This is a genomic window from Emticicia fluvialis (assembly GCF_024793945.1).
GTDB lineage: Bacteria > Bacteroidota > Bacteroidia > Cytophagales > Spirosomataceae > Emticicia > Emticicia fluvialis.
This window is the reverse complement of record NZ_JANUSD010000007.1, coordinates 71,827-97,296: the sequence shown is the minus strand read 5'-3', so window position 1 is coordinate 97,296 and position 25,470 is coordinate 71,827. Positions and strand designations below refer to the sequence as shown.

The 25,470-nt window shown below is 43.3% G+C and carries 20 protein-coding genes; 10 read left to right on the top strand and 10 right to left on the bottom strand.

Annotated elements, in window-relative coordinates; translation table 11 throughout:
• Positions 1-63: 63 nt before the first annotated feature.
• Both NZ848_RS09875 and NZ848_RS09870 read right to left on the bottom strand, forming a co-directional pair.
• Positions 64-993, bottom strand: a complete 930-nt coding sequence (locus tag NZ848_RS09875) for a hypothetical protein (RefSeq protein ID WP_253530807.1) — start codon at positions 991-993, stop codon at positions 64-66.
• Between the two features lies 1 nt (position 994).
• A complete protein-coding gene (locus NZ848_RS09870; protein ID WP_101724568.1) occupies positions 995-1,327 on the bottom strand; it encodes a nucleotide pyrophosphohydrolase in 333 nt (110 codons plus the stop codon).
• A 282-nt stretch (positions 1,328-1,609) separates the two neighbouring features.
• Between NZ848_RS09870 and NZ848_RS09865 the strand changes: the two genes are divergently transcribed.
• Positions 1,610-2,659, top strand: a complete 1,050-nt coding sequence (locus tag NZ848_RS09865) for a M28 family peptidase (RefSeq protein WP_259015357.1) — start codon at positions 1,610-1,612, stop codon at positions 2,657-2,659.
• Positions 2,660-2,701: 42 nt separating this feature from the next.
• Here the strand turns inward: NZ848_RS09865 and NZ848_RS09860 are convergent, their stop codons facing one another.
• From NZ848_RS09860 to ribD, 3 genes are all read right to left on the bottom strand, one after another.
• The gene (locus NZ848_RS09860; protein WP_259015356.1) at positions 2,702-4,375 is read right to left on the bottom strand and encodes a S41 family peptidase; all 1,674 of its coding nucleotides are present in this window, start codon (positions 4,373-4,375) and stop codon (positions 2,702-2,704) included.
• A gap of 146 nt (positions 4,376-4,521) precedes the next feature.
• The gene (proC, locus tag NZ848_RS09855; protein ID WP_253530800.1) at positions 4,522-5,322 is read right to left on the bottom strand and encodes a pyrroline-5-carboxylate reductase; all 801 of its coding nucleotides are present in this window, start codon (positions 5,320-5,322) and stop codon (positions 4,522-4,524) included.
• A 75-nt stretch (positions 5,323-5,397) separates the two neighbouring features.
• Positions 5,398-6,438 (bottom strand): bifunctional diaminohydroxyphosphoribosylaminopyrimidine deaminase/5-amino-6-(5-phosphoribosylamino)uracil reductase RibD, encoded by a 1,041-nt coding sequence (gene ribD, locus NZ848_RS09850; RefSeq protein WP_259015355.1) that lies wholly within the window; start codon positions 6,436-6,438, stop codon positions 5,398-5,400.
• 108 nt (positions 6,439-6,546) lie between these two features.
• On the opposite strand from ribD, the gene prmC reads away from it, so the two are divergent.
• On the top strand, positions 6,547-7,410 hold the full coding sequence (gene prmC, locus NZ848_RS09845) for a peptide chain release factor N(5)-glutamine methyltransferase (protein ID WP_259015354.1): 864 nt from the start codon (positions 6,547-6,549) through the stop codon (positions 7,408-7,410).
• A 122-nt stretch (positions 7,411-7,532) separates the two neighbouring features.
• Entirely contained in the window at positions 7,533-8,504 is a 972-nt protein-coding gene (locus tag NZ848_RS09840) for an AAA family ATPase (RefSeq protein WP_253530777.1), read from the top strand.
• Positions 8,505-8,669: 165 nt separating this feature from the next.
• On the opposite strand, the gene NZ848_RS09835 is transcribed toward NZ848_RS09840, so the two are convergent.
• The 5 genes from NZ848_RS09835 to NZ848_RS09815 all read right to left on the bottom strand — a co-directional run bounded on the left by NZ848_RS09835 (position 8,670) and on the right by NZ848_RS09815 (position 17,887).
• Entirely contained in the window at positions 8,670-10,193 is a 1,524-nt protein-coding gene (locus NZ848_RS09835; protein ID WP_259015353.1) for a zinc-binding dehydrogenase, read from the bottom strand.
• Between the two features lie 37 nt (positions 10,194-10,230).
• Positions 10,231-10,917: a 3-keto-disaccharide hydrolase gene (locus NZ848_RS09830; RefSeq protein ID WP_259015352.1), complete on the bottom strand. Its 687-nt coding sequence runs from the start codon at positions 10,915-10,917 to the stop codon at positions 10,231-10,233.
• A gap of 98 nt (positions 10,918-11,015) precedes the next feature.
• Positions 11,016-13,157 carry a S9 family peptidase gene (locus NZ848_RS09825; protein WP_259015351.1) on the bottom strand — a complete coding sequence of 714 codons (2,142 nt, stop codon included), beginning with the start codon at positions 13,155-13,157 and terminating at the stop codon, positions 11,016-11,018.
• A gap of 645 nt (positions 13,158-13,802) precedes the next feature.
• Positions 13,803-16,961, bottom strand: coding sequence for a PVC-type heme-binding CxxCH protein (locus NZ848_RS09820; RefSeq protein WP_259015350.1), 3,159 nt, complete (start codon positions 16,959-16,961; stop codon positions 13,803-13,805).
• A 59-nt stretch (positions 16,962-17,020) separates the two neighbouring features.
• Positions 17,021-17,887, bottom strand: coding sequence for a ThuA domain-containing protein (locus NZ848_RS09815; protein WP_259015349.1), 867 nt, complete (start codon positions 17,885-17,887; stop codon positions 17,021-17,023).
• Positions 17,888-18,155: 268 nt separating this feature from the next.
• Between NZ848_RS09815 and rpsL the strand changes: the two genes are divergently transcribed.
• The 7 genes from rpsL to NZ848_RS09780 all read left to right on the top strand — a co-directional run bounded on the left by rpsL (position 18,156) and on the right by NZ848_RS09780 (position 25,390).
• Complete coding sequence (gene rpsL, locus NZ848_RS09810) at positions 18,156-18,569, top strand: 30S ribosomal protein S12 (RefSeq protein ID WP_101724554.1); 414 nt, start codon at positions 18,156-18,158, stop codon at positions 18,567-18,569.
• A gap of 109 nt (positions 18,570-18,678) precedes the next feature.
• Positions 18,679-19,146, top strand: a complete 468-nt coding sequence (rpsG, locus tag NZ848_RS09805; protein ID WP_101724553.1) for a 30S ribosomal protein S7 — start codon at positions 18,679-18,681, stop codon at positions 19,144-19,146.
• 216 nt (positions 19,147-19,362) lie between these two features.
• Positions 19,363-19,605, top strand: coding sequence for an acyl carrier protein (locus NZ848_RS09800; protein ID WP_101724552.1), 243 nt, complete (start codon positions 19,363-19,365; stop codon positions 19,603-19,605).
• On the top strand, positions 19,578-20,810 hold the full coding sequence (locus NZ848_RS09795; RefSeq protein WP_259015348.1) for a cytochrome P450: 1,233 nt from the start codon (positions 19,578-19,580) through the stop codon (positions 20,808-20,810). The genes NZ848_RS09800 and NZ848_RS09795 overlap by 28 nt, the downstream gene beginning before the upstream one ends.
• A 4-nt stretch (positions 20,811-20,814) precedes the next feature.
• Positions 20,815-22,170, top strand: a complete 1,356-nt coding sequence (locus NZ848_RS09790; protein ID WP_259015346.1) for an MBOAT family O-acyltransferase — start codon at positions 20,815-20,817, stop codon at positions 22,168-22,170.
• A 3-nt stretch (positions 22,171-22,173) separates the two neighbouring features.
• Positions 22,174-23,109: a hypothetical protein gene (locus tag NZ848_RS09785; RefSeq protein WP_259015345.1), complete on the top strand. Its 936-nt coding sequence runs from the start codon at positions 22,174-22,176 to the stop codon at positions 23,107-23,109.
• A 133-nt stretch (positions 23,110-23,242) separates the two neighbouring features.
• Positions 23,243-25,390: a S9 family peptidase gene (locus NZ848_RS09780; RefSeq protein WP_259015344.1), complete on the top strand. Its 2,148-nt coding sequence runs from the start codon at positions 23,243-23,245 to the stop codon at positions 25,388-25,390.
• The last annotated feature ends 80 nt before the right edge of the window (positions 25,391-25,470 follow it).

Here is a 25,470-nt window from a genome sequence, read left to right as displayed (position 1 = left end):
ACCATTGTGCGCTGTCAGCACGGGCAATGGTACAATGACACATGCATTTTTATAACATTATCTTTAAACAGAAAGTTTGCCTTCTCCCGAATCGAAGGCCTCACTCTTTAAGCCCCTATTCTCTTTTGAAAGGGTGGTAACCAGCGCAGGCTTTAAAGAAAGGTATTCAAAAGCACCGCTCAGCGTCCAGATTTTAACAAACACACGGCAGAAAATAAACGCCTGCTGAATAATAAACATGATAGCAATTTTGAAGGCCGAGGTCATACCAATGGCAGATTCAAGAAAGTAATAAGCCAAAACCAGTGCTGCCGCTACTATTAAGATAGCCCAGTATATACGCATGGTTTTAAAATTATTAAACACGTAGCCTGCTGCTTTCAGGAAGCCTGCCCAAGCGCTTAGCGATTGGTTTTTGAAAAGAATTATTTTGGCATATTGACCCATGTTGAGCACAACTGTAAGCAAAAAGGCAGATATCAGCAAAGAAGGTGTAAGCCAGGCCATTTGCACTGGTTCGGTGCTGCCATCAGAAGCAACCAGCGAAACCCCCATGCAGGCAAAAGAAACAATGGCTACTACGAGTAAAACTAAAATCTCAAATACAAATACAAGCAGGAAACGACCAAAATACCGAGTTGAGTTTTTGAAAAATTCGGCAAGGCGGAAAGAGCCTCTCTTGGCAAACTGACAGAGTATGCCCCCTGCAAAGAATATATTCAGTATCATGTATATAACAGACAAAGCAAAGCTTAACAGCCAGAAAGGGCGGAGTGTTTTACGGCTTTGCGACATAAAGTCTGATATAACGGTAAAATCGAATCCATTGAGTAGTTTTTCGAACTCCAAAGAATTATGACTCTCTGATTGAAGCAAATTATAAAGTGGTGTAGCAAGAATTAGTCCAAGCGAAAGATTAAGAATAAAAACTGTAAGAACCATTTTCCAGTTCCGGGCAGTTCTGTTAAAAGCTTGTGAAAGTATGGTGAACATATTACATATTGGTTAGTTTTTCATTGTTTAGGTGTCGTAAACTGTCTCTTTTTGTTTTCTTTTCTATGTTTTTACGAAGCGCATCTGTTAAGTCTATGTTAGTTTGGTTGGCCAGGCATATCAGTACAAACAGCACGTCTGCCATTTCATCTGCCAGGTTTTTTTCTTTGTCAGATTCTTTTTCTGACTGCTCGCCGTACCTGCGGGCAATAATACGCGCTACTTCGCCTACCTCTTCGGTAAGCATGGCCATGTTGGTGAGTTCGTTAAAGTATCTGACACCAATGGTCTTAATCCAATTATCTACCGCTGTCTGGGCTTCGGCTATGGTCATATTAATTGTACTTTTAATGCAAAACTAAGCAAAAAAAGCGCTTTGCGAAATACGCGACCCGGCCCCATGCTGTTTTAAAACGAAGCAAAATGTAATTTATGTAAAAAAACTTATAAGTTGCTTATTATCAGTTTTTTATAAAAATGTTTTTAATGCTGGCCGTTTCAGTTTAATTTTCTTTTAATAGCTGAAACTAAATTAAATACCTTTGCAACAGAAATTTACATCGGTGCAAACGCTGGCTGATTGACCAGCTATTTTTTCAATAATCATATAATGATAATGAATTTATTTCAAAAACAGACAACTCAAAACGGGCGTTTCCCCCATTGGGTTATACTAATTTATTTTCCGGTGCTTTTTGCCATGGTTTCCTGCAGGCACAGTGGGAGTTCGGGTTCTGCCAAAGAAACAGAGGCAATTAAACTGGTAACCTCCCCGGCTTTCAATGCTGATTCTGCCTTTGCTTTTGTTGATACTCAGGTGAAGTTTGGCCCAAGGGTACCAGGCACCCCTGCGCATTTAAAAGCAGGCAACTGGATGGTAAATAAACTGAAAGCCTACGGCTTTGAAGTAACAGAGCAACGTTTTATGCCTGTAACTTTTGATGGAAAAGTACTGAATGCCCGCAACATTATCGGCAGTTTTAACCCCTCTGCTACTAAAAGAATTTTACTGGCAGCCCATTGGGACAGCCGACCCTTTGCAGATAAAGATACTCAGAAAAAAGACCAGGCTATTGATGGAGCTAACGACGGGGCCAGTGGAGTAGGGGTGCTGCTTGAAATTGCCCGTATTATCAGTTCATCGCCGCAGAAGCTTAATCTGGGTGTAGATATTATCTTCTTTGATGCAGAAGACTGGGGAGAAAAAGAGGATACGCCACCGGTATCTCAAAACAAGGTTTTCTGGTGCCTGGGTTCACAATATTGGGCTGCTAATTTACACAAGCCGGGTTATTCGGCCTATTTTGGTATTTTGTTAGACATGGTAGGCGCCAAAGGAGCTACTTTCCCTAAAGAGCAGCAATCGGTGCAGTTTGCCGGTAGTGTTAATAGTCGTGTATGGGATATCGCAGGTGTGCTTGGTTATGGGCAGTACTTTATTCAGCAAGAGGCTGCCGGAATTACTGACGACCATTATTATGTAAATACAGTAGCCAAAATACCGATGATAGACATTCTGCATCAGGAACTGAACACCAGCCGTACTTTCGGTGCGTATCATCATACCCATGCAGATAACATGAGTATCATTGATAAAAATACACTAAAAGCAGTAGGCCAAACGGTAGTGCAGGTGTTATATCAGGAAGACAGCGGTACATTTTAAACTGAAACAGGGAGCCAGATGCTCCCCGTTTCAGTTTCATTTTTATAGTTTCTTTTCTTTTTCCAATTTTTCTGCTTTTGCAAAACTTTTTATGGCTGTTGCAACCATCGGGTCGTCGGCATATACTATCTGATAATATTCATTATTGAGGCCATTTTTTACGCTTCGCTGCCATACATGTCGGGCAATAGCAGCCTTTAACTGAAGTTTTACAAACTCTTTTGAGTCTGCAAAATCTTTGGCGCTGTACTTAACGCCAGTGTTCTCTAATGTCCTGTTCATGTTGCTAAGCATGGCGTCGCTCACTTTAAAGTCTTTCAGGTAACTCTCAAAAGATTGCTTCAATAATGTTTTGCGGTTGTCGTTAGCGTAGCTCATGGCATATTCCCGTATTACGTTGCGGCCGTATAGCTCCATCAGGTAGGCAGTAATATGGCTTGTGTCTCGTGGTACAAAAATATCAGGTGTAATACCACCGCCACCATAAACGGTACGGCCGCCCATGGTTTTAAAACGCATCTTAGGATTGTTCTTGATACTGTCTGCTATAAAATACTCTCCTGATTTACCTCTGTCATCCAGCTCATGTTCGTAAGAATCCAGGCTCCCTTTCACATAAGGTTTCTGGATACTTCTGCCACTTGGTATATAATAGCGCGAAATAGTGAGTCGTAACTCAGAGCCGTCAGAAAGCTGAATGGGTTGCTGCACTAATCCCTTACCAAACGTTCGCCGACCAACAATCAATGCCCTGTCGTAATCCTGTAAAGAGCCGGATACAATCTCAGACGCCGATGCGCTGCCTTCATCAACCAGAACCACCACAGCGCCTTTTTCAAACATACCGTTAATATGGGCAAAAGCCTTGCGGTTATTACGGGTATCTTTTCCGTCGGTGTAAACTATCACGCCTTTACCCCCTACCATTTCGTCTACAATATCAGTGGCTCTGTCCATATAGCCGCCGGGGTTCCCCCTCAAATCAAGCAACAATTGCTTCATGCCTTGTTTTTGCAAGGCCGCCATGTGTTCCTTAAACTCGTCGTAGGTAGTTTCGGTAAAACGATTGATTTTCAGATAACCCGTTTTATGGTCGTCCATAATATAGGCCGCATCAATAGAATACTGTGGTATTTTATCACGGATAACTGAAAACTTCAACAGGTCTTTAAAGCCTTTTCTTTTAATTTCCAGTTTGGCTTCTGACCCCCGCTTACCTCTCAGGTTGGCGAATATGTTGGTAGAACTGGCATCTTTGCCTGTCAGGCTATTATTATTAGCTTTAATGATGGCATCACCACTCTGTATGCCCACAGCCTCTGAAGGCCCACCTGCCAGCGGCGTTACCACATATACGGTATCATTAAACACATTAAACTCAATGCCGATGCCATCAAAGCCGCTTTCCAGTTGAGAGCGGGCCAGCTGTGCATCTTGCGGAGGAAAGTAATAGGTGTGCGGGTCTAGTTTTTCCAACATTTTTGTGATGGAATAATCAACCAGACTATCAGTATTGACGCTATCTACGTAACTTCTGTTTATGTATGACAGAATCTCCCTGAATTTAGTTGTGCTGCGAGACACGTCTCCGGCTCCGGTTGCACGTTTCCCACCAAAAAAAGTTGCGCCAATTAATATGCCCAATGCCAGGGTAGTACCCACAATAATGGGGGTACGAACCGTCGCTTTATTATTCTGAATCTTGTTCTCTTCCACTTTCAGGCGTAATTTATTATAAATGCTTATTTACAAAATAAATGTAATAATTAATTAACGAAATGCCACTTCAAAATGTGATTATTGCAGCAGCACATGATTAACATAAAATAAGCCGGATAAATTTTATTTGTCTTTGTTTTTGATTACTTAGACAGCTCCTTGGCGCGGCGTTCGGCTGCCAGAATACCATTAATCAGCCCTTCAGGTAATTGAGATTCCTCAAAGGTTTTCAGAGCGGCCTCTGTGGTGCCTCCTTTTGATGCCACCGCCTTTATCAGGTCGTCCAGGCTTTTCTCGGCATTGTTAATCAGGTGGTAAGAGCCCAGCATGGTTTGTTTTACCAGCAGGCTGGCCATGCCCTCGTCAAAGCCCATTTGTTTACCGGCTTCTATCATGTGTTTTACCAGATAGTAAAAATAAGCCGGGCCGCTTCCGCTCAATGCCGTTACGGCATCAATCATACCTTCGTCTTCTAAATAAACTGAGCGGCCTGTGGCATTAATCAGGTTTTCTACTTTACGCAGTTTAGAGGCATCAACCTCTGCTGCCGCCGTAAAACCCGTTATACCCATACCCAACATAGCCGGCGTATTAGGCATGGCGCGTACAACCAGCCTGTGGTTCAGGGTTTCCTGTATTTTGCTGATAGGAATACCGGCCATAATAGACAAAACCACCTGTTGCGGCTGAATTACCGCACCAAGTTCTTCTTTCAGGGCTGCAAAATCCTGTGGTTTTACAGACAGGATAATCAACTCATAGTCGGCTATCTGTGCATTAATGGTGCTTACAACTACCCCTTCTCTGGCACTTTTAAGGGTTTCGCTGCGTTCCTGACTTTTTTCTATCAGTAATAAATCTTCTTTCTTTACGAGGTCATACTGCAAAAACGAACGCGCAAAGGCCATTCCCATATTTCCGCAGCCTATAATGGCAATTTTCATGTATCGGTAGCTCCATACCCTTTACCGGAGCGTTTTGGTTGAAAGTTATTTACCTTTTAGGGTTGAAAGGTAAACCTACAAATTTAATGATGATTTATAAATTGTCAGTTCATCGCCCAATAAGTTTTGCTTTTCAGCCACCTCAATATAATTGGGCATCATGGGTGCTGCTACACCTTTACCTAAATGCCCCGGGCATCTGAAAACCCTGATTTCATCAAATAGTTGTGCGTCAATAAAGCTTTGCAGTAATTTGGTGCCGCCTTCTATGTAAACAGACTGTACTTTTCTTTGATATAGCTCTTGCAGCAGGTTTTCAATAAACGACCCACCGAAATCAACTTTCAGATACGTATTCCTTCCTTCTGTTTTGTCGGTTGCGTCATTAATTACCAAGGTATCTTGGGTATTGTCGAACAGATGTAGCGATTGTGGAAGCTGTAGTTTTCTGTCAATCACGATACGTACCGGATTTTTGCCACCTTCCCATTCACGCACATTCAGCAGGGGGTTGTCGAATCTGGCCGTATTGGTACCCACCATCATGGCATCTTCTTCGCTGCGCCATTTATGCGCTATTTTGTGCGACAACCCATTGCTTATTTTAACAGGTTTATAATTCTCGCCAGCTATAAAGCCGTCGGCGGTTTCAGCCCATTTCAACAGTACATAGGGGCGCTTTTTTTCTACATAGGTAAAAAAGCGAGCGTTCAATTCGCGGCCTTTTTCTTTCAGTAGCCCGGTTTCAACTTCAATTCCTGCGTTTCTGAGTTTTTCAATGCCTTTACCGGCTACCAGCGGGAAGGGGTCGTGGTTGCATATAACCACTTTTTTTACCTGATGCTTTACCAGCAGGTCGGCGCAGGGTGGAGTTTTGCCAAAATGCGCACAGGGTTCTAACGTAACATAAACGGTGCATTCGGCCAAAATGGTTGGGTCTTTTACCGAATTAACAGCATTTACCTCGGCGTGCCAATCGCCATATTTTTTGTGCCAGCCTTCGCCCACTATCTGGTTATTATGCACAATTACGCAGCCAACCATAGGGTTGGGACTTACTAAGCCCCGGCCCAGTTCTGCCAGTTGCAAGGCTCTCAGCATGTATTTTTCTTCCATTCTTGATTTCGCAGATTAGTGAATCAGCAAATTAGTCGATAATTTTGCGCCCAATTATATATTAATACTTTGAAAGACAGCATTACGGCTAAACAACTCTTTGATCAATTGTTACACCAAATTACGGTGTATGAGACACAGGAAGCAAAAGAAATTGTTTTTTGGTTGCTGGAACATGAGCTGAATCTCAGAAAAATAGATATTCTGGCTGACAAACCGATTAATACTGCCAAGAAAACAGATTGGGCAAACATTATTGAAAGGCTTAATAAACACGAGCCGATACAGTACATTTTAGGGGAAACAATTTTTTACGGAAGAAGATTTCTGGTTGATAAGCCGGTGCTGATTCCGAGACCGGAAACCGAAGAATTAGTGGCCCTTGTTTGTGAGTGGGAGCGAACGGCTGAAAACAAACCTGAAGCTAAAATGGTATTAGATATTGGTACGGGCAGTGGTTGTATTGCGGTTTCGCTGGCAAAAGAACTAAACGATGCGCGCGTTACTGCGTATGATATTTCGGAAGAAGCTTTGGTTGTTGCGAGAAAAAATGCCATGCTTAATAAGGCCGACGTTAGTTTTGAAAGAGTAGATATACTCAGGTATTTAAATAAAAGCAATGTGCCTGAACAAGCATTTGATGTAATTGTCAGCAATCCGCCCTATGTTACGCGGCAGGAAGCGGCACAGATGCGACAAAATGTGTTGGAGTTTGAGCCTCATCTGGCGCTTTTTGTAGCAGATACAGAGCCATTGGTTTTTTATGTAGCTATTGCGGGCTTTGCCTCAAAAGCCCTTAAAGATGGTGGCCTGCTGGCAGTTGAGATTAACGAAAATCTGGGTACTGAGACAGCCACCGTATTTATGGAAGCAGGTTTTACAGATGTTGCGGTGGTACAGGATATTCACCGAAAAAACAGGTTTGTGAGGGCCTCAATCAGCAAAAAGACTAAAAACCATGAAGGGTTTTAGACGGATTTTCCTAACTTCACACTTTATAACCAATTGTAGGTTTTGATTTTGGAAGTACAAATTTTCTTCCAGTCATTATTTGAATATTAACCCTAAGATTTACCCCAAATCTATCAGACATAATGGAAGGTTCGAGAATATTACATAAAAAGATAAGAGAAGTATTTTCAGAGACAAGCAAAGTAGTGATTGGTCAGGAACGGTTAATTAATCGTTTGCTGATTGGGCTTTTTACTGGGGGGCATATTTTGCTTGAAGGGGTGCCGGGTCTGGCCAAAACCAAAACCATTAATATATTAGCCAAGGTGCTTGACCTGGGCTTTAACCGCATACAGTTTACACCCGATTTGTTGCCGTCTGATTTAGTGGGTACCATGATATATAACCAGAAATCGGGAGATTTTGAGGTGAAAAAAGGGCCGATTTTCTCGAACCTGATTCTGGCTGATGAGGTGAACCGTGCCCCTGCTAAGGTACAGTCTGCCTTACTGGAAGCTATGGCCGAAAAACAGGTAACTATTGGAGACGAGACGCATCTGTTAGATAAGCCTTTTCTGGTAATGGCTACGCAGAACCCGGTGGAGCAGGAGGGAACCTATCCGCTGCCCGAAGCACAGGTAGACCGCTTTATGATGAAGGTTTTTGTGGATTACCTGGACAAGAACTCTGAGCTTGAAATGGTAAGGAAGATGGCCAATCTGGATTTTAATTATGTTCCGCAACCGATTCTTAATAAAGAAGAAATTTTTGCCATCAGACAGGAAATTAACCGGATTACTATCTCTGAAGTTCTGGAGCGTTATATAATTGAACTTGTTTTCTCTACGCGTCGCCCGGCCGAATACGGTTTAAAAGATGAAGCCCGTTATATACAGTTTGGGGTGTCGCCACGGGCAGGGTTATCTTTATATAATGCGGCTAAGGCTCTGGCCTACTTTGACGAACGAGACTACGTATTGCCTGAAGACATCAAGGCACTGGTGCATGATGTTTTTAACCACCGGATTATTCTGAACTACGAAGCCGAAGCCGACGGCATCACTACCCGTCAGGTGATTGATACCCTGTTGAAGAAAGTGGCTATTGGTAGGTGATCGTAAGTCATTTTTCGTAGAGACGTAATGCTTTACGTCTTCGATGGTCTATAAAATCAGTTAATGTTTTTAATATCAGTTTAATAACATATTCTTAGATAACCAAATTATATGATAAGCCGCAAGCATTGCGGCACTACCAAATTTCATAAATTCCCCTCTGTTTCACTCATATATCACACTCAACAACTCTGCCACGCAGGCTGGTTTTGGGGAGCCGTCCAGTTCAAAAACAGCTTCAATGGTTAGTTTGGCTCCATTGGGTTGCAGGTCTTCTACTTCTTTCAGCATGGCTTTCATGCGTACTCTGCTACCAGATGGCACGGGCGAAATAAAACGGACACGGTTAGTACCGTAATTTAAACCCATCTTCGCCGATTCAACCCTGAATAATTCGTACATAAACTTTGGTGAAAGCGACAGCGACAGAAAGCCATGTGCAATGGTTTTACCAAATGGAGAAAACTGCTTGGCCATTTCTTCATCGACATGAATCCACTGGTCGTCGAAAGTAGCTCTCGCAAAGTCGTTTATCATTTCCTGCGATAACGTTTGCCAGCTTGATGTACCCAGTTCGTTACCTGCAAAGTCTTTCAGTTCGGCAATATTCCTGAAAATAATGGTATTGCCTTCTTTTACGGTCTCGGCCGGTTTTGTTTCTGTTATGGTTACTTCTTCTTTCTTGGTCTCATATTGCGGCAATTGTATGTCATCAGCGGTTACCACTACGGCCTTGCCTACCACTTTCCGGTTCATCATATCCAGCAGTGCATCGGCCGCTTTTTCAAGCGGATATAATTGATGTATGTGCGGCCGAAGTTTGCCTTTCATAAAATATCCGGCCAGTTCCTGAATATTCTGAAAACTTTTTGCCGATTCTTTTTCGGCAAATTGCCCCCAGAAAACCCCCACGATAGAACAGCCTTTCAATAATGCCAGATTCAGTGGTATTTTTGGAATTTCTCCGGCAGCAAAACCCACTACCAGATAGCGGCCTTTCCAGGCCATTGAGCGCAGGGCAGGTTCTGCATATTTATCGCCAACGGCGTCATAAACCACATCTACACCTTTACCTTCGGTAATAACTTTGATTTGTTCTCTCAGGTCTTCAGTAGCATAATTAATTGTAAATTCAGCCCCTTTCTCTCTACATATTTCCAGTTTTTCGTTGGTCGATGCCGCTGCTATTACTTTGGCTCCCATTAGCTTGCCCAGCTCAACCGCAGCTAAACCAACTCCTCCGGCTGCTCCTAAAACCAGTAATGTTTCGCCCGCTTTTAACTCTGCACGGTCTTTCAGCGCATGGAACGAAGTGCCGTAATTATACATAACCGAGGCCGCCGTTACAAAGTCCATGGTTGGCAACATCGGGAAAACCCTGCGGGCATCAACCAGTACTTCTTCGGCCATGCCTCCCCATCCTGTCAGTGCAAAAACTTTATCGCCCGGCTTTACATGTTTTACCCCTTCGCCAGCCTCTTTCACAATTCCTGATACCTCACCCCCTGGTGAAAACGGCAGGGCAGGTTTAAACTGATACAGATTCTGAATAATAAGGGTATCTGGGAAATTGACACTACAGGCTTTGACGCTGATTACCACCTTTCCGGCTTCGGCTTTCAGGGGTTCAATGTCTTCTAATGTAAGCGTGTCTGGCGTTCCGAACGCTTTGCATAATAGGGCTTTCATAGGTGGTTTTGTTTGTTGCTCAGGGTTAATAGTAATCTTAATTTGTCAATTTAGTAATAGGTGTAAAATCAACTCTGCGGAACTCCACTTCTGAACCTTCAGCCTGCAAAGCAATTTGCCCCTGGCTAACCGTACAGTTAAAGCCATGATTCACCAGGTCGCCATTTACCCATACTTTCACCTCGTTACCCAGGCACTCTACTCTCATGATATTCCATTCGCCTACCGGTTTTTCTGAATCATCCGTCAGGTTTTTGATTCGCCGTTCTTTACCGTCGACCGAGCCCCAGTTCTTTTGGGGTCCGCGTCTTTTTTCCATATCCGGCACGCTGATGTCTTCGCCAATACACCAGAAATCACCCGCATTTTTGTGCATCAGCTGCGCTTCTATAGACTTAGGAAACATACCATATAAAACTCTTGGTGTTGAGGCATGCACTAATACCCCGCAATTGCCGGGTTTGCCAGCAAAGCGGTATTCTACCTCAAGCCTGTAATTTTTATAAACCGAGTCGGTAATGATATGGCCCTGTGGGTCTGCCAGGCTTACCAGCATTCCATTGCGTATAATAAACGGATTCTTAGCGCCTGAGTTATTGTCCATTGCAGGCACATCAATATGCCAGCCGTTAAAGTTTTTGAAATTAAAAAGGCTTCTGGTTTGGGCATTGGTTAATGTAACTGTAAGCAAGGCCATCAGGGCAGCAATGAAACTATTTTTCATGAAAAAGGCGCTTATTTGTTATGGATTGAAATGGTACTGCATAAAAATAGCCAATAGTATTTTAAAAGTACTATTGGCCACCTTAATTTTGTTTCAGATTATTTCAACAACCCCTCAGGAACGGGTTTTTCAAGTAAATATCTGTAAATGAACTTAGTTTTCAGATTATCGAAATGCTGGCCTTTATTGCCTCTCCAGCCGTGTCTTCCACCCGGATACAGCATAAATTCAAAGTCCTTTTTGTTTTCTTCCAGCTTATCAATCAACTGAATACTGTTTTGCATGTGCACGTTGTCGTCCATAGTGCCATGCACTATTTGCAGCATGCCTTTGTATTTAGGCACGTGGGTCATTACGCTACTGCTTTTGTAGCCCTCAGGGTTTTCGGCTGGCGTATCCATAAAACGTTCGGTATAGGCGCTATCGTATAAACCCCAGTCGGTTACACTACCACCGGCCATGCCATGCGTAAATACGTCGCTGCCGTAAGTAAGCGCGTAGCAACTCATATAGCCGCCATAGCTAAAGCCGGTAATGCAAATTTTGGTTGGGTCTGCAATGCCTTTGTCAATCAACGACTTCACTAATGTAATATAGTCTTTCATTTCCCAATAACCCAGGTTGCGGTGCATATAGGCAACGCCTTCTTTACCAAAGTGTCCGCTGGCGCGGTGGTCGAGCGATACCTGAATCAGCCCTTCCTGTGCGTACCATTGCGTTCTGGGCGACCATAGCCACTGGTCAAACACTGTTCCGGCATCAGGCCCGCCATAAATGCTGATAAGCACCGGATATTTTTTGCCAGCCACCATATTTTGCGGATAGGTGATGGTCATGGGCAAATCAAACAGGCCATCGTCACTTTTAACGCGCAGCAATTCAGATTTAGCCATGTTATAGCTATCCATTTCAGTGCCTTTGATACTGCCCAGTTCTTTAATGATTTTTCCGGTGTTATCAACAACCGCCATTGAGGTTGGTGCCGTGATGCTTGAATAAGTTGTTATGAAATACTTGAAGTCAGGTGAAAGCTGAATAAAACGATGGTTATAATCGCCAAAAGTTAGTCTTTTGAGGTTTTTTCCGTCGAAATCAACTCTGTAAAAATCAAAGCGGGCCGAGTTTTCCAATCCACGGGCATGGAAATAAACCACCCGGTTTTTCTGGTCAATACCCTCTACCGATTTAATGGTAAATTTGCCATTGGTGATGTTATTTTTGAGTTTCCCGTCAATGCCGTACAAATACAGTTGCTTCCAGCCGGTTTTATCGCTCAGAATAATCATTTCTTTATTGCCATCAAGCAATGTCAGGCGGTTGTCGGCATCGTCAATATCAATCCAGGCTTTTTGGGTTTCGGCATATACTTCTTTTTTGCTTCCGTTAGCCGGAGAAACGTTATAGATTTTAAGGTTGTCGTTTCCGCGGTTAATCCACTGTACCATCAGGCCGCTGCCGTCCAGTAGCCATTCGGGCCAACCGAAATACTGCTCATCTTTTTCGTTGAAATCCGCCCAGACGGTTTTTCCGCCTGTGGGAGACACAAAACCAATTTTAGCCTCCGGGTTAGGGTCGCCGCTTTTTGGGTATCTGGTTTCTTCTATAAAACCATGTTGCCCTTCGCTGTTATAGAGTGGAAACATCTGAATCTTGCTTTCATCAAAGCGCATATAGGCCAGTTTTTTGCTATCGGGGCTCCACCAGAAAGCTCTGAAACGCGTAGCACGCCCGAAGATTTCTTCCCAGTAAACCCAGGTAGCATAGCCGTTCAGGGTTGTTTTGGTGCCGTCTGTGGTTAACTTAACTTCCTTGTTGGTTTTCAGATTGTAGGTAAACAGATTGTTGTCTTTGGTATAGGCAATGAAGCTGCTGTCGGGCGAGAAAGTAGGATTTTTTTCTTCGGCAGCGTCTTTGGTCAGTTGTTTTTCTGTTTTGCCGTCTTTCAGAAAAATATCGTTGTCTTTTACCTGAACCGACAACCGGGGTTGTGGTATTTTTGAAGAAACAGTGGCTGTGCCTTCGGTCAGGTTACCGTTGGTAAGGTCTAGAACAAAGCTCTTGTTGCCGGCACTTCTTTGCACAACAGATAGCTTGTCGCCGTCTGCCCATTGTACTAATGGCAAAGGTTGCTGAAAATTCTTTGGCGTGCGGTCTGCTTTTAATTCTTTTGCATCAAACTCCTTTTTTTGGGCAACCGCAAAAGCATTGCTCAGCAACAGAAGCGCTATCACTTTTTTCATGGGGTTATGAAGTGTTTAGTTTATGGTTACAGTCTACTAACTTAATTGCTTAAAATTATACATTTTTTGCATTATTTCTTACTCAATAAGGTAAGAATAGGTTAATCTATAGATAAGGCTCGGAAAAAAATAGATAGCGTAAATGGTGTTTAATCATTGCAGATACTTTTTATGGTTGAATCAGAGCTATCGAAACAACCACTTTAAGAAGTGTTTTACCGCAGCGTGGCACACAGTTATGCACGGTGTTTCCCGGGGTATCCGGCGTATATAGATAGGAGAAGACGATGTACCTTAATTTTGGTACAATCACTTAGCCTTAACCCCAAATAACAAACGTCTAAATTTAAAAGGACTGATAGGAAAAAGGTAGATAAAGAAACTGAATCCGAATTCGTGCCAATCAGGTAGCCATCAATAAAAATTACCAGCGAAAGCGAGAAAAATTATACCAATCATCAATGAGATTTTTGGCTACCTGCCATCATTCATGAAGCGTCAGGTAGTGAATCATACGAGCCGCACTTAATAGAAGTAGGCTCCAGGTAGGTTTAAATATAAAGAAAGGATTTTCATACCAATGTAAAAACAAATACCCTGGCAAATCCGGAAATTTGCCAGGGTACATGCTATTAATTCAACTCTTTATTTTTCTAAGGGATGCTCAGCCAGAAGCTTTGAGGCATTATAAATATCTTTCTGATTCTTAACTGCTGCTCTTACCGCTTTAACTTTATCCGGGTTAATGGCCGGAGCATTGTTTCCAAAAGAATTGCGCACGTAGGTAAGCACTGCTGCGACTTCTTTATCATTCAGTAATCCTTCAAATGGTGTCATCGGTACCTGACCCGGATACTTCCTGCCGTTTACTTCTATTGGCCCTAACAACCCTTTCAATACAATCTTAATGGCGCGTTCTTCATTGCCGGTTACCCAGTTGGTACCTGCCAACGGCGGGAACCCGGAAGCCGTAAGACCTTTGCCATCTGGCTGGTGGCAGGTAGCACAATAACCTTCTTTGGCATAAATAGCTTTGCCTGTGTTAAACAATTCAAGGTCGGCGCCTTTTAATGTGGTTTTAGCCGCCACTTCTTTGGCCTTCTTCACAGGTTCGCCGTTCAGATGTGCCACCGCTGTTTCGTAAGCATGAATCATCCAGTCGTCCAGCGGTTTCTTGTTGGCTTCTGCCAATATAGGTAAGCCTTTTTCTTTGCCAATCCACGAGGCAGCCACTATGGCACCCAATCGAACCCGGCTGTTACCGTCTTTTGCCGCCTGCATTAACAAGGCTGCCTGGTCTGGCACCTGATGGCCCGTAAACCGGATTACCTCCACAACGGCGGCTCTTACATGGTAGTCTTTGGCTTTAAGCAACTGGCGCAGTAGCTTCTGGTCAACTTTATCAAGCCCCCAGGTAACCCAGAGGGCTTCCAACAGGTTATGCTCATAGCGAGGGTCGGTTTTGTCCAGACCTGCCACCCATTTGGTTACTTTAGGTAGTACTTCTGCTGCGTTTCTGCCTCTAAGTTCACGGCGGGTACGGTAGCGGGTGCGGTATTCAGGCAGTTTCAGGTTATCCAATAGCGTTTCAACGCTTGCTCCGGCAATTTTGGCCGGGGTTACCAATGGTCTTGATGGATAAGTGATTCTGTAAACACGGCCGTGCATGTGGTCGCGTAGTGGGTCACGGGCATTGTGTTGCATGTGGCCAATCAGAATATTATGCCAGTCTATCACATAAAGAGAGCCATCCGGCGCAAACTCCATATCTACCGGCCTGAAATTGCGGTCTTCGCTCACAATCAGATCCAATCGGTGTTTGCTTTTGTAACCCGTGCCATCGTCAACCAGACTATGCATTTTAGTGCCTAAAAAGCCAATGGTATTGTTTATCAGTAAATCACCCTGTACTTCATCAGGGAAATGGCGGCTCGATACAAACTCCAGACCTGATGTCGGGCGTACCATGTGTTCTTTTTCAATGAGCTGTACGCCCTTATGGGTAGCCTCTCCGTATCTGGGCAATACGCTTCCGGGCATCATCCAGCGCACATCCGGGCTTGACGTTTCTGCAAAGAATGGTTGTCCCCAGTCGTCAAAAGCAATACCCCAGGGGTTGGGTATTGATAGTTGAGCGGTGCGTTCCAGTTTCCGCAACTGCGGGCTGTATCTGTAAAACCCGCCGTTGGTGGCACGCACGGTTCCGTAAGAGGTCTCTACATTGGTGTGCAGAAACACGCCTTCTCCCGAATAGATGGCACCTGATGGGTCAACTGTGTAAGCATGGCTGTTGTGGTGGGTGTCATGGTCGTCAAAACCGCTCAGCAGTATTTCTACCTTGTCTGCTTTGTCATCACCGTTGGTGTCGGTAAATAATTTCAGATTAGTGCCCTGCGATACAAAAACGCCCTCGTGGGTAATCTCAAAACCCAGTGGCAGGTGCAGGCTATCTGCAAAAACGGTTTCTTTGTCGGCTTTGCCGTCATTATTGGTGTCTTCCAGAATAATTATTTTATCGTTAGGCTTGGTGTCGCCGGGTTTGTAATGCGGATAACTTGGCATAACAGCTACCCAAAGGCGTCCTTTATTGTCGAATGACATCTGCATCGGCTTGGCCAGGTCGGGGAACTCCTGCTCTGAAGCAAAGAGTTCAATTTTATATCCGGCAGGTACTTTCAGTTTGTTTAATGCCTCGGTACCATACAGGTAAGTAAGGCTACCGTTTTTTTCAGGATTATAGTTGGTTTTTACCTGAGGCAAAACTTTTGTATTTTTATCGGCAGCGGCCACATCCATTTTTTCTCCTTTTGATGCCGCCAGCCAGATGGCTGCATCGCGGATGTCGGTCATCTGACGGATTTTTTCAATTTCTGCCGGGTAGTTATCAGGCCCGAACGGATTATATCTGCGCCCATAAACATGCACACCGTTAGGTATTTTATAATCGTTGTGCCACATCCAGTTCTTTTCTTTTACGGCATTCAGAATTAAACCCCGGTTAGCCTCTGCTTTGGCAGGTGTTTTGCCGAAAATGGCATCAGTCAGTAGCAGGCTTAGCTTTTTGTAACCGGCTTTGTTTAGCTGAGAGCCATCAATGGTTAAAAATTCACGGGTGGAGTCATACCATTTTTTTGAAGGCGTAAATGCATCTACAAATAAAACTTTATTGGCATCTGCCACTTCTTTCATGGCTTTGGTATATAGCAATAGGTTTTCATTTTCTTTTACGCCATTGGGTAGGTCGTGCAGGCTGCTCAGGTCTTCAAACGCAATGGGTGATACTATGACCAACTGCGGGGCGGTACTGCCATTGTACTTCTGACTGAGGGTATATTTAATGAAGGCATCCAGTTCTGCCTTATAAACAGGCAGATTACCCTTGCCCTGAAATGACTCGCTATAGCCAAAGAGAGCAATAATAATATCGGTTTTCAGACGTGTAAGCCATTGGTCGGGCGTTTCAAAATGGCCTTCACTATCAGAATTTTTGGCGTATTCGGTCTGGAATTTCTCTGCGCCTGGAAATGCCCAGGGCAGATTACGGCTGGCATGCGGCCTGAAACCGGGGGTGTCGCCGCCATCGCACATGTTTCTGATAAACAGCGAGTAATCGGGGTATCTGACATGCATTTCTGTTTCAAAGAGGCCGTAGTTCATCATTCTTGAACCGAGATTGCCGCCAATAAGCGCTATGTGTGCATTTTTCTGGACTGTCAGGGTCTGGGGTGGGGTAGTCTGAAACGAACTGATAGCAAAGACCACCAGTACAAATAAGACTATGAGTAATCTTATGTTTATTTTCATGAGTTGAATAGTAATAAGTAGGGTCGTATTGCTGTGTCGTTAAGGTCTATGGCATACAATCACTTGGTCATACCACGGTATGGCACGTTAATATCAATTTTACCTTTCCATTGTTTGGGTACTTTTTTGCCTAATTCCCAATGAATGGCATTAATCACTAATCGTTGAAATGCCTCTACCTGAAAATCTTCCGGATGCCCGAGGGTGGTCATAAATACTTTTCCGCCAAAAGAATTAGTGCCTGTCCAGGCAACAGGATTTTCAATAGCGGCTTTATCCGGGTTTACTGATTTACCCATCAAAAGCCATTCAGAACCCTTGGTTGGGTAGTCGGGTAAAACCCTGTATAACCAAGAGCGTGCATGGAAGTTGGGGGCCACGCCTGTCAGGATGGGGTGTTTGGCAGCAGCAGGAATAACTGTTACATCGGTGCTGCTCTCATGCCCGTAATGGGTATGGCCGGCCTTACCGCCCCAACCGGGAGGCGCATTTAGCGCAAATTCACCGAAAGCATTCCATTTTTCAAGCTCGTGGCCTTTCGGATAATTAAAGGCATGGGTAGTAGTGCGGAAGGCCATTACCGGCTTGCCTGTTTTAAGGTAAGCTTCAATGTAGTCCAGTTGTTCTTTGGGCAGCTGGCGCCAGCGCAGATAAAACACCGCCAGGTCGGCATCTTTCAGGGCTTCCAGACCCGGAATATCCTTTTCGGCATTCTGGTCGGGATACGATTTTAGTACTTTGGTACGGAAACCGTAATTTTTTTCGAGTTCGGCGGCAATCAGCGGCAGGGTGTGCTCGCCACTGTATTCGTGGTCGCCGGCTACAAATACAATCAAGGGGGCATTTTTTGACTGAGCCTTAGCGTTATTGAAGGCTAAATGGCACAGTGCAAACAATAGAAAAGTGGATAATATGGACTTGGCCATAGTAGAACAGGTTTAATTAGGTATAAGAGGTTTGAATATTATGAATGCAATTTACATATTTTTGAATAATATCATTCAGTAACACGGTATATTAAAAATGCGGGTTTTAAATCAGGCTCAGAGGGCGTTCATATATAAATACTTGATAATTAATGCAGGTTTTGCCTAAAGTTTTAAAATATTCTTGTATTTTTTAAAAACACTCTGTACCTTTGCAGCCCTATTTAGGAAATTAGTAACTAAACGAAAAAATAATTTTCAAGACAAAATGCCTACTATACAACAATTAGTAAGAAACGGTAGAGAGCAAATGACTTGGAAGTCAAAGTCTCCGGCACTTGACTCATGTCCGCAACGTCGTGGCGTGTGTACTCGTGTTTACACTACGACTCCAAAGAAACCAAACTCGGCGCTTCGTAAAGTTGCCCGTGTTCGCTTGAGTAACATGAAAGAAGTAAACGCCTACATTCCGGGTGAAGGACACAACCTGCAAGAGCACTCAATCGTATTGATTCGTGGTGGTCGTGTAAAAGACCTTCCGGGTGTACGTTATCACATTGTTCGTGGAGCCCTTGATACTTCGGGTGTGAACAATCGTAAACAAAGTCGTTCAAAATATGGTGCGAAACGTCCTAAACCAGGTCAGGTTGCAGCTCCAACAAAAGGCGGCAAGAAAAAATAATCGCATTCATGTTTAGTACCGTCACTACGGCAAATCGTTTAGTTACGGGGTAGTAATCCTGGTAGACCAGGGTGAATTAGTTGTAAAAACGAAACCTTATTAAAAAGCAATGAGAAAGGCAAAACCAAAAAAACGTTACGTATTACCTGATCCTAAATTCAGAGACGTAGTAGTAACAAAATTCGTAAATAACCTGATGTACGATGGCAAGAAAAGTATTGCCTATAGTATTTTCTACGGTGCACTTGACCTTGTAGAAAAACGTACAAAAGAAAACGGCTTAGAGCTTTGGAAAAAAGCATTGAGCAACGTATCACCTGCGGTTGAGGTTAAGAGCCGTCGTGTGGGTGGTGCTACTTTCCAGGTACCTACAGAGGTACGTTCGGAGCGTAAACAATCTTTAGGAATGAAATGGTTGATCAACTACTCGCGCAAGCGTGGAGAGAAAACCATGACAGAGCGTCTGGCAGGTGAAATCATTGCGGCTTCAAAAGGTGAAGGTGCAGCAGTGAAGAAAAAAGATGATACGCACCGTATGGCAGAAGCAAACAAAGCGTTCTCACACTTCAGATTCTAATCAGGTCAGAAGTGCTTACATACAAGCCGCAGGTTCCGTCAGGTGCCTGCGGCTTTTTTTTGCATAAAACGGTTAATAGTAAGGCAATTATAAAAAAGATGCTACAGGTTTTGGTAAGCAGCTATTTGAGCTATATTCAATTTTGAGTATTATTGTAAACTTGACTGAAAAGTAAATCACATACGGGACAGAGCTCCACATTATTTGTAATTAATCATGACAAAAGAAGAACTTACCATCTGGTTTGAAAAAAAAATAGCAGAAGAACTAGGTAAAAAACAAAACGAAGTATCCCTTGCCATTCCTATTGAACAATATCACCTTGATTCTATTTCTTTAGTATCGCTTTCTCAGGACCTTGAGGATTTTGTGGGGTTTTATATTGAACCTACCATCTTTAGCGAATTTGAAACCATAAATGAGATAATTGAATGGATACTCAGCCGCCAAAAATCATAAAATGGACACCTGCAACGGCCGAGTATTTCAAAAACCCTTATGTAAATCTGAATGCGTGTCTGGCGTTTAATCCTGTACAGCAGGTTTCGGCATCCGAATGGGTCTTGTTCAGATATGAGCATGTAAAGCAATTGTTGAGAGACCACACCTGCCTAACTGCAGATTTATCCGGTTTCTTTGAAAAAAAAGAGCCGGTGCTTTTGAAAAACACCAGTCAATGTCCTTTTTTATCGAAAGCCACCAGAAAATGGATGATGTATCTGGACGGTGACGCTCACAGTGTTGCCCGCGAATTGGTAGAAAAAGTTTTGAAATGCTATGATCTGGATGAAATTGTAAACAGATGCCTGAACGACTGGATAAGTCGGTTTTTTGAAGCAGACCGGCTTGATATGGCGCATGTGGCCTCTGTGTTGCCCTCACTTATTTTTCTTTCGCTTTATCAGCCTCTGAATGAAGACTGGGCATCTTTTGAGCACCTGAAACAAGTATCTCAATCGTTGGCCAGGTCACAGGACTTATACAAGTCTGTAAAGCAATACCAGGATTATAATGCCGATGCGGCTTGGTTGTTTTCTACCATCCGTAAAGATTTTGAGGATATCAATTTTGCAGATAGCGCTCTGGTCAGAAATTTTTTGCGGGTAAATGAAGAAATGGGTAATCTGTTTACGGTTGACGAGCTGGTTTCGTTGGCTATTATCTTATTTTTTGCTTCTGTTGAAACTACCGTTGATACCATCAGCACCAGTGTTTATGAGTTTTTTAAGAATCCGGAATTGCTGAATTACATTCTTAGTGCCGATGCCAAACAGATAAACATTCTGGCAGAGGAGTTGTTCCGTTTTGCCTCTCCGCAGCAATATACAATCAGAATCAATACAAAGCCAATTGAAATAGGCGGGCATCTGATTCCGGAAAACTCAAGAATTTATCTTTGTATTGCTTCTGCCAATTATGACCAGACGGTGTTTGAGAATCCTGACCAGATAGTGGCCGACCGCAGCTATAACCCTCATCTGGCGTTTGGTAGCGGTACTCACGCATGCCTGGGAGCCAGACTTGCCAGAATTGAACTAAGGGCTTTACTGAAGCCTCTGGCCGGAGTGTTGAAAAACTACAAGCTGGATGAAAGCACAGAGGTTGAATGGCAAAAAGCTATTTTTATGAGAGGTGTAAAGAACTTATGGAGCGTTAAAATATAAGTGGATGGCTGTCAGTATTTTATTGATTCTGCTGTTTGTTCTGTTGGTGGTAACAGGTATTTTGTTATTAAACAAGCCCGGACAAAACTGGAAAGTGTTGCTGCTTGGTAGTGTACTGTTCTATATGATGGTTGCCAAGTGGGCGGCTATACCTATTTTTCTGTTTTCGCTTGTTGTTTTTTTCGGAGGGAAAATCATTGAGAAAACAAAAGGGAAGTTAGCCTACTATGGCATAATAACCATGGCTTTGTCGTTCTTGCTGCTAGAGAAATTAGGTCTTTTTACCAAAGTGGGTTTGCCATTACCTTTTGTTATCATTGGTATTTCTTACATTACTTTTAATGGGCTGAGTTATCTTTTTGATATCAGGAAAGGCTACCTTAAACCTGAAACAAATTATGGATTATTGCTGCTTTATCTGCTTTATTTCCCATACATATCGGCAGGGCCGCTACATCGGTATAAGAAAGTAGCTTCTCAGTTCAGAAATAATGTAGGTTTGTCTAACCAGAATTTCTCTTTGGGTTTCAGGCTTATTCTTTGGGGCATTTTCAAGAATCTGGTTTTAGGGCAGTATCTGGGCAAACTGGTTGCTATTATCATAGACTCACCAGATGTCTACAAGGGTTTTTATGTAATTATTGGCGGCTTCTTCTTTTTTTTATATCTCTATTGCGACTTCAGCTCTTTCATTGACATAGTAAGAGGCACCTCGCATATATTTGGCATTCAGCTTTCACAAAACTTCCGGAGCAGGGTCTATGCTTCAAGCTCACGCAGGCAATTCTGGGAGGGCTGGCATATTACCCTTAATCACTGGTTCAGAGATTACGTATTTTATAGAATTGCAGGAAAGGCAAGAAAAAAATGGCAGATAGACTTGGCTATGATGGTTACATTTGTAATGATTGGTATCTGGCACGATGTGTCCTGGAAGTTTGTTTTATGGGGCTTCATGAATGGCACCTGGATAATAACCGAAGATAAACTGCGCAAACGCCTGAGTTTAAAACCTGGTACCTGCGCAACAATTCTCGGAACCCTCTACCACGTATCTGTTGCATCTTTTGTGGCTATTGTCTTTAGAACTCCAGACCTTGGAGCATCAGTAAAAGCCTTGGTATCAAGTAATGTTATACCTACAGGCTCGTATCTGGTAATTGTAAAGCAGATATTGTATATAAGTCCGTTTTTTGTTCTTATGGATTACATTTACAGAAAAGCCGGACAAAAACCGATTGAAGAGTACCTGGGTACACTTAGCCTGCGCAACAGATGGGCCATTTATATACTGCTGACCGCCTGTATCCTGATTTTTGGTTCTGACAATAACGAAGATGCGTATTACATGCAGTTTTAAGGTATGAAAAGTTCATTAATTGTTTCGTTACGTAAATTACTGGCTTATTGTCTCATACTGGGCTTACTGCTGCTGGCTATGCTGGGTTTTTCAGAAATTGTTTCTGCATTCAGTAATGCCAATGCCAACCTTGCAGAATATATTGAGGCAGACAACCACCAGCCAAAAACATTGTTTATTGGCTCTAGCCGTATGCAAACAAGTATAGATACTGATTTGCTGAAATCAGAAATACCTCAATTCAATTTTTACAATCTGGGTTTGTCTGGTTCAAGCATACTGTATAATTGTAGTCTGGCAGAGAAAACACTTCCGTTGCTTGCCCCGGGTAGCCGCGTCTTTATTGAGTTGTCGGATTACCGGGCGCTTCCGCCAGGTTATTTTTATGTTTTCAATACCCATAAAGATTTGTGGGGCATAATAAAAAACCGAGTAGCAATTGGCGCAGACCTGAACGAATTTCAGAGCATTTTTTTCTCACTGATTAACGTAAAAGGAGAACTTTTAGCCAATGTAAATTCTAAGCGAAAAAAAACAGAGGAATTGGGTTTTGCCAGATGGAAAACCACCTATACAGGTACCCAAAACACGTTCGTTGATAGTGCTGATATGCAGCCGGTGGCAATGCCTTTAGTTATATGGCAGAGCAGGTACCTGGCTTTGCTGAACGAATTGATACAAAAGGGACAACAAAAAAATGTGCAAATTGTATTTGTATTGCCCTTAAACATACGGGCTGCCAAAGATAAAAAGGAATTAATGCCCATTTACCATGCCATTCCGGAAGCAAACAAGTGGATTTACACTTCAGATTTTCTAAGCAGCATATCCAACAATACATATTTGGGAGACTTTATTCATTTAAATGAAAAGGGCGCAAAACTTTATACAGAAGAGCTTATCAGAAAACACAATTCAATGATGAGTCATCCTCATTGAAATTGCCATGAATGAAGTTTGAAACCCGGAGCTTAGGCGACCGGATAACCTGATGCCGTAAGCAAAAGACTTCGGTATTTTGTCTTTCTTTTGCCTTTTTGTACATTTACTTATCAACTAAAATCAACACGTAATGAGAATTCTCCTGACTTTACTCTTCATTTCAAATTTAGTTTTCGCCCAGACCAACTCACAGAAAATTTTAGTAACCGATTTGACCCGAATCAAACAGGTAGCTTCTATCGCCACCTCGCCAGACGGTAAAAAAGCTGTTTATGGCCTGAGAACCATAGAAACCAATGCCGATAATGCTTTAGAATATGATTACCGCACACATTTGTATCTGGTAGACCTACAGGCCGGTAGTGTACCCAAAGCCCTTACACGAGGGGCAGAGAGTGCTTCACAGGCTACTTTCTCGCCTGATGGCAAAACCATTGCATTTGTACGCGCTACCAAAGGCAAAGCGCAGATTTTTATTATGCCTTTGGACGGGGGAGAGGCATGGCAGCTGACCAACTCTAAATACGGTGCCAGCAATCCGTCTTTCTCGCCTGATGGCTCTAAATTGCTTTTTAGTGGGGGTTTGTCTTTTTCAGAATTATTGAAAGATTCAACGCTGAATCCTTCAAAATCTGGCCCTGTCTGGTCTCTTGAAAAACCGGGTTTCCCTAAAAACGAGTTTCTCACCAAAGACAAAAAAGTAAAGGCTAATCCTGATGGCAGCATCGAAGAAATACGTGCGTATCTGGATAAAGACGTGGAAGATAAAAAAGCAAAAGTATTTACCCGACTAAACTTTCAGGGAGAAGCAACAGTGGAGCCGGAGATGAATTTCTCTCATATTTTTGTAATTGATGTAAAAGAAAATGCAAAAGCCACGCCGCTTACCAAAGGTTTCTGGTCGCACGGACAGGCAACCTGGGCACCCGACGGCAAAAGAGTGTTGGCTGTTTGCGGAAAAGATGCCGACCAGCACCCCGACCGTGAACAGGAGAGCATAGTAATTAGCATGAACCTTGATGGTAGTGACAGAAAAGTGCTGGTTTCTGAAAACGGCAAGAGTTTCTCTGGTGTTGAGCCATCGCCGGATGGTAAGCTACTGGCTATGACCATGAATTCACCTAACCTGCTATCATTCGGGCAATTGGTGATTGCGAATGCCGACGGCACGAACCGCCAGATTGTAGATTTTGACCGCGTGCCCGGCAACCTGAAATGGACGGCCGATAATAAATATCTGTATCTTTCTGCCTCATCAAACGGAGGCATTCCTGTTTTTAGAATGGATGCTAAAACCCGTAAGATTGAACGCTTAAGCGACTATGAGTCTGGTGCAAGCCCATTTGAACTAACCAACGACAAAGTGGTATTTGCTAAAACAGAAGTGCTTAACCCCTCAGAGTTATACATGGCCGATTTGACCATGAAAAATGCGGTAAAACTCAGCGCGCATAACGACGCCTGGTTGAAAGACAGAAAGCTGAGTTTCCCGGAGAAAAGAGTATATACCAACTCGAAAGGAGAGAAAGTAGACTACTGGATTATGAAGCCTACTTTTCAGGAACCGGGAAAGAAATACCCGCTATTATTGCAACTACATGGCGGCCCAACAGCCATGTGGGGGCCTGGTGAGTTCTCGATGTGGCATGAGTTTCAGTATTTCTGTTCGCAGGGTTACGGGGTAGTGTATCCAAACCAAAGAGGCTCTGGTGGCTATGGCAAGGCGTTCCAGTTCTCAAACTACCGCGACTGGGGCAAAGGCCCGCAGGAAGATGCTTTAAGTGCTTGTGCTGATGCTGCTAAAGAAGCATGGGTAGATACAGCCAGACAGGTAATTACAGGAGGCTCGTATGCAGGATATTTAACGGCATGGATTATTACACAAGACCACCGTTTCAAAGCGGCTTTTGCACAGCGAGGCGTATATGATCTGACCACCTTTATGGGCGAAGCCAACGCCTGGAGACTGGTGCCTAATTACTTTGGTTTGCCGTGGGAAGATGAGAAAGTAACCAAAATAGATGCTAATTCGCCCTACACCTTTGTGCATCAGATTAAAACACCGTTCCTGATTAAGCATGGCGAAAACGATTTGCGCACGGGTGTAGTACAGTCAGAAATGATGTTTAAAAGCCTGAAATATCTTGGCAAAGATGTGGAGTATGTACGTATGCCGGGTGCTACCCATGAGCTTTCCCGTGCAGGAAACGTACGCCAGCGCATTGACAGAATCCTGCGTATTTATGAGTTTTTTGAGCGTTTTGTGGGGGTGAAGTAAGGATTGTAAAAGAGAATAAACCCGATTTCGTAGAGCCGCATTGCATGCGGCTTCAGGGGTCTTAAGCATTTACGGATTAT

What these genes read in the sequence shown, in the direction of transcription:
- NZ848_RS09830 (WP_259015352.1), bottom strand. Translation starts at nt 10,917, where the DNA reads ATGAAAAATAGTTTCATTGCTGCCCTGATGGCCTTGCTTACAGTTACA.
- NZ848_RS09815 (WP_259015349.1), bottom strand. Translation starts at nt 17,887, where the DNA reads ATGGCCAAGTCCATATTATCCACTTTTCTATTGTTTGCACTGTGCCAT.
- rpsL (WP_101724554.1), top strand. Translation starts at nt 18,156, where the DNA reads ATGCCTACTATACAACAATTAGTAAGAAACGGTAGAGAGCAAATGACT.
- proC (WP_253530800.1), bottom strand. Translation starts at nt 5,322, where the DNA reads ATGAAAATTGCCATTATAGGCTGCGGAAATATGGGAATGGCCTTTGCG.
- NZ848_RS09795 (WP_259015348.1), top strand. Translation starts at nt 19,578, where the DNA reads ATGGATACTCAGCCGCCAAAAATCATAAAATGGACACCTGCAACGGCC.
- NZ848_RS09835 (WP_259015353.1), bottom strand. Translation starts at nt 10,193, where the DNA reads ATGAAAGCCCTATTATGCAAAGCGTTCGGAACGCCAGACACGCTTACA.
- NZ848_RS09865 (WP_259015357.1), top strand. Translation starts at nt 1,610, where the DNA reads ATGAATTTATTTCAAAAACAGACAACTCAAAACGGGCGTTTCCCCCAT.
- ribD (WP_259015355.1), bottom strand. Translation starts at nt 6,438, where the DNA reads ATGGAAGAAAAATACATGCTGAGAGCCTTGCAACTGGCAGAACTGGGC.
- NZ848_RS09840 (WP_253530777.1), top strand. Translation starts at nt 7,533, where the DNA reads ATGGAAGGTTCGAGAATATTACATAAAAAGATAAGAGAAGTATTTTCA.
- NZ848_RS09820 (WP_259015350.1), bottom strand. Translation starts at nt 16,961, where the DNA reads ATGAAAATAAACATAAGATTACTCATAGTCTTATTTGTACTGGTGGTC.
- NZ848_RS09800 (WP_101724552.1), top strand. Translation starts at nt 19,363, where the DNA reads ATGACAAAAGAAGAACTTACCATCTGGTTTGAAAAAAAAATAGCAGAA.
- NZ848_RS09780 (WP_259015344.1), top strand. Translation starts at nt 23,243, where the DNA reads ATGAGAATTCTCCTGACTTTACTCTTCATTTCAAATTTAGTTTTCGCC.
- NZ848_RS09825 (WP_259015351.1), bottom strand. Translation starts at nt 13,157, where the DNA reads ATGAAAAAAGTGATAGCGCTTCTGTTGCTGAGCAATGCTTTTGCGGTT.
- NZ848_RS09875 (WP_253530807.1), bottom strand. Translation starts at nt 993, where the DNA reads ATGTTCACCATACTTTCACAAGCTTTTAACAGAACTGCCCGGAACTGG.
- rpsG (WP_101724553.1), top strand. Translation starts at nt 18,679, where the DNA reads ATGAGAAAGGCAAAACCAAAAAAACGTTACGTATTACCTGATCCTAAA.
- NZ848_RS09785 (WP_259015345.1), top strand. Translation starts at nt 22,174, where the DNA reads ATGAAAAGTTCATTAATTGTTTCGTTACGTAAATTACTGGCTTATTGT.
- NZ848_RS09870 (WP_101724568.1), bottom strand. Translation starts at nt 1,327, where the DNA reads ATGACCATAGCCGAAGCCCAGACAGCGGTAGATAATTGGATTAAGACC.
- NZ848_RS09790 (WP_259015346.1), top strand. Translation starts at nt 20,815, where the DNA reads ATGGCTGTCAGTATTTTATTGATTCTGCTGTTTGTTCTGTTGGTGGTA.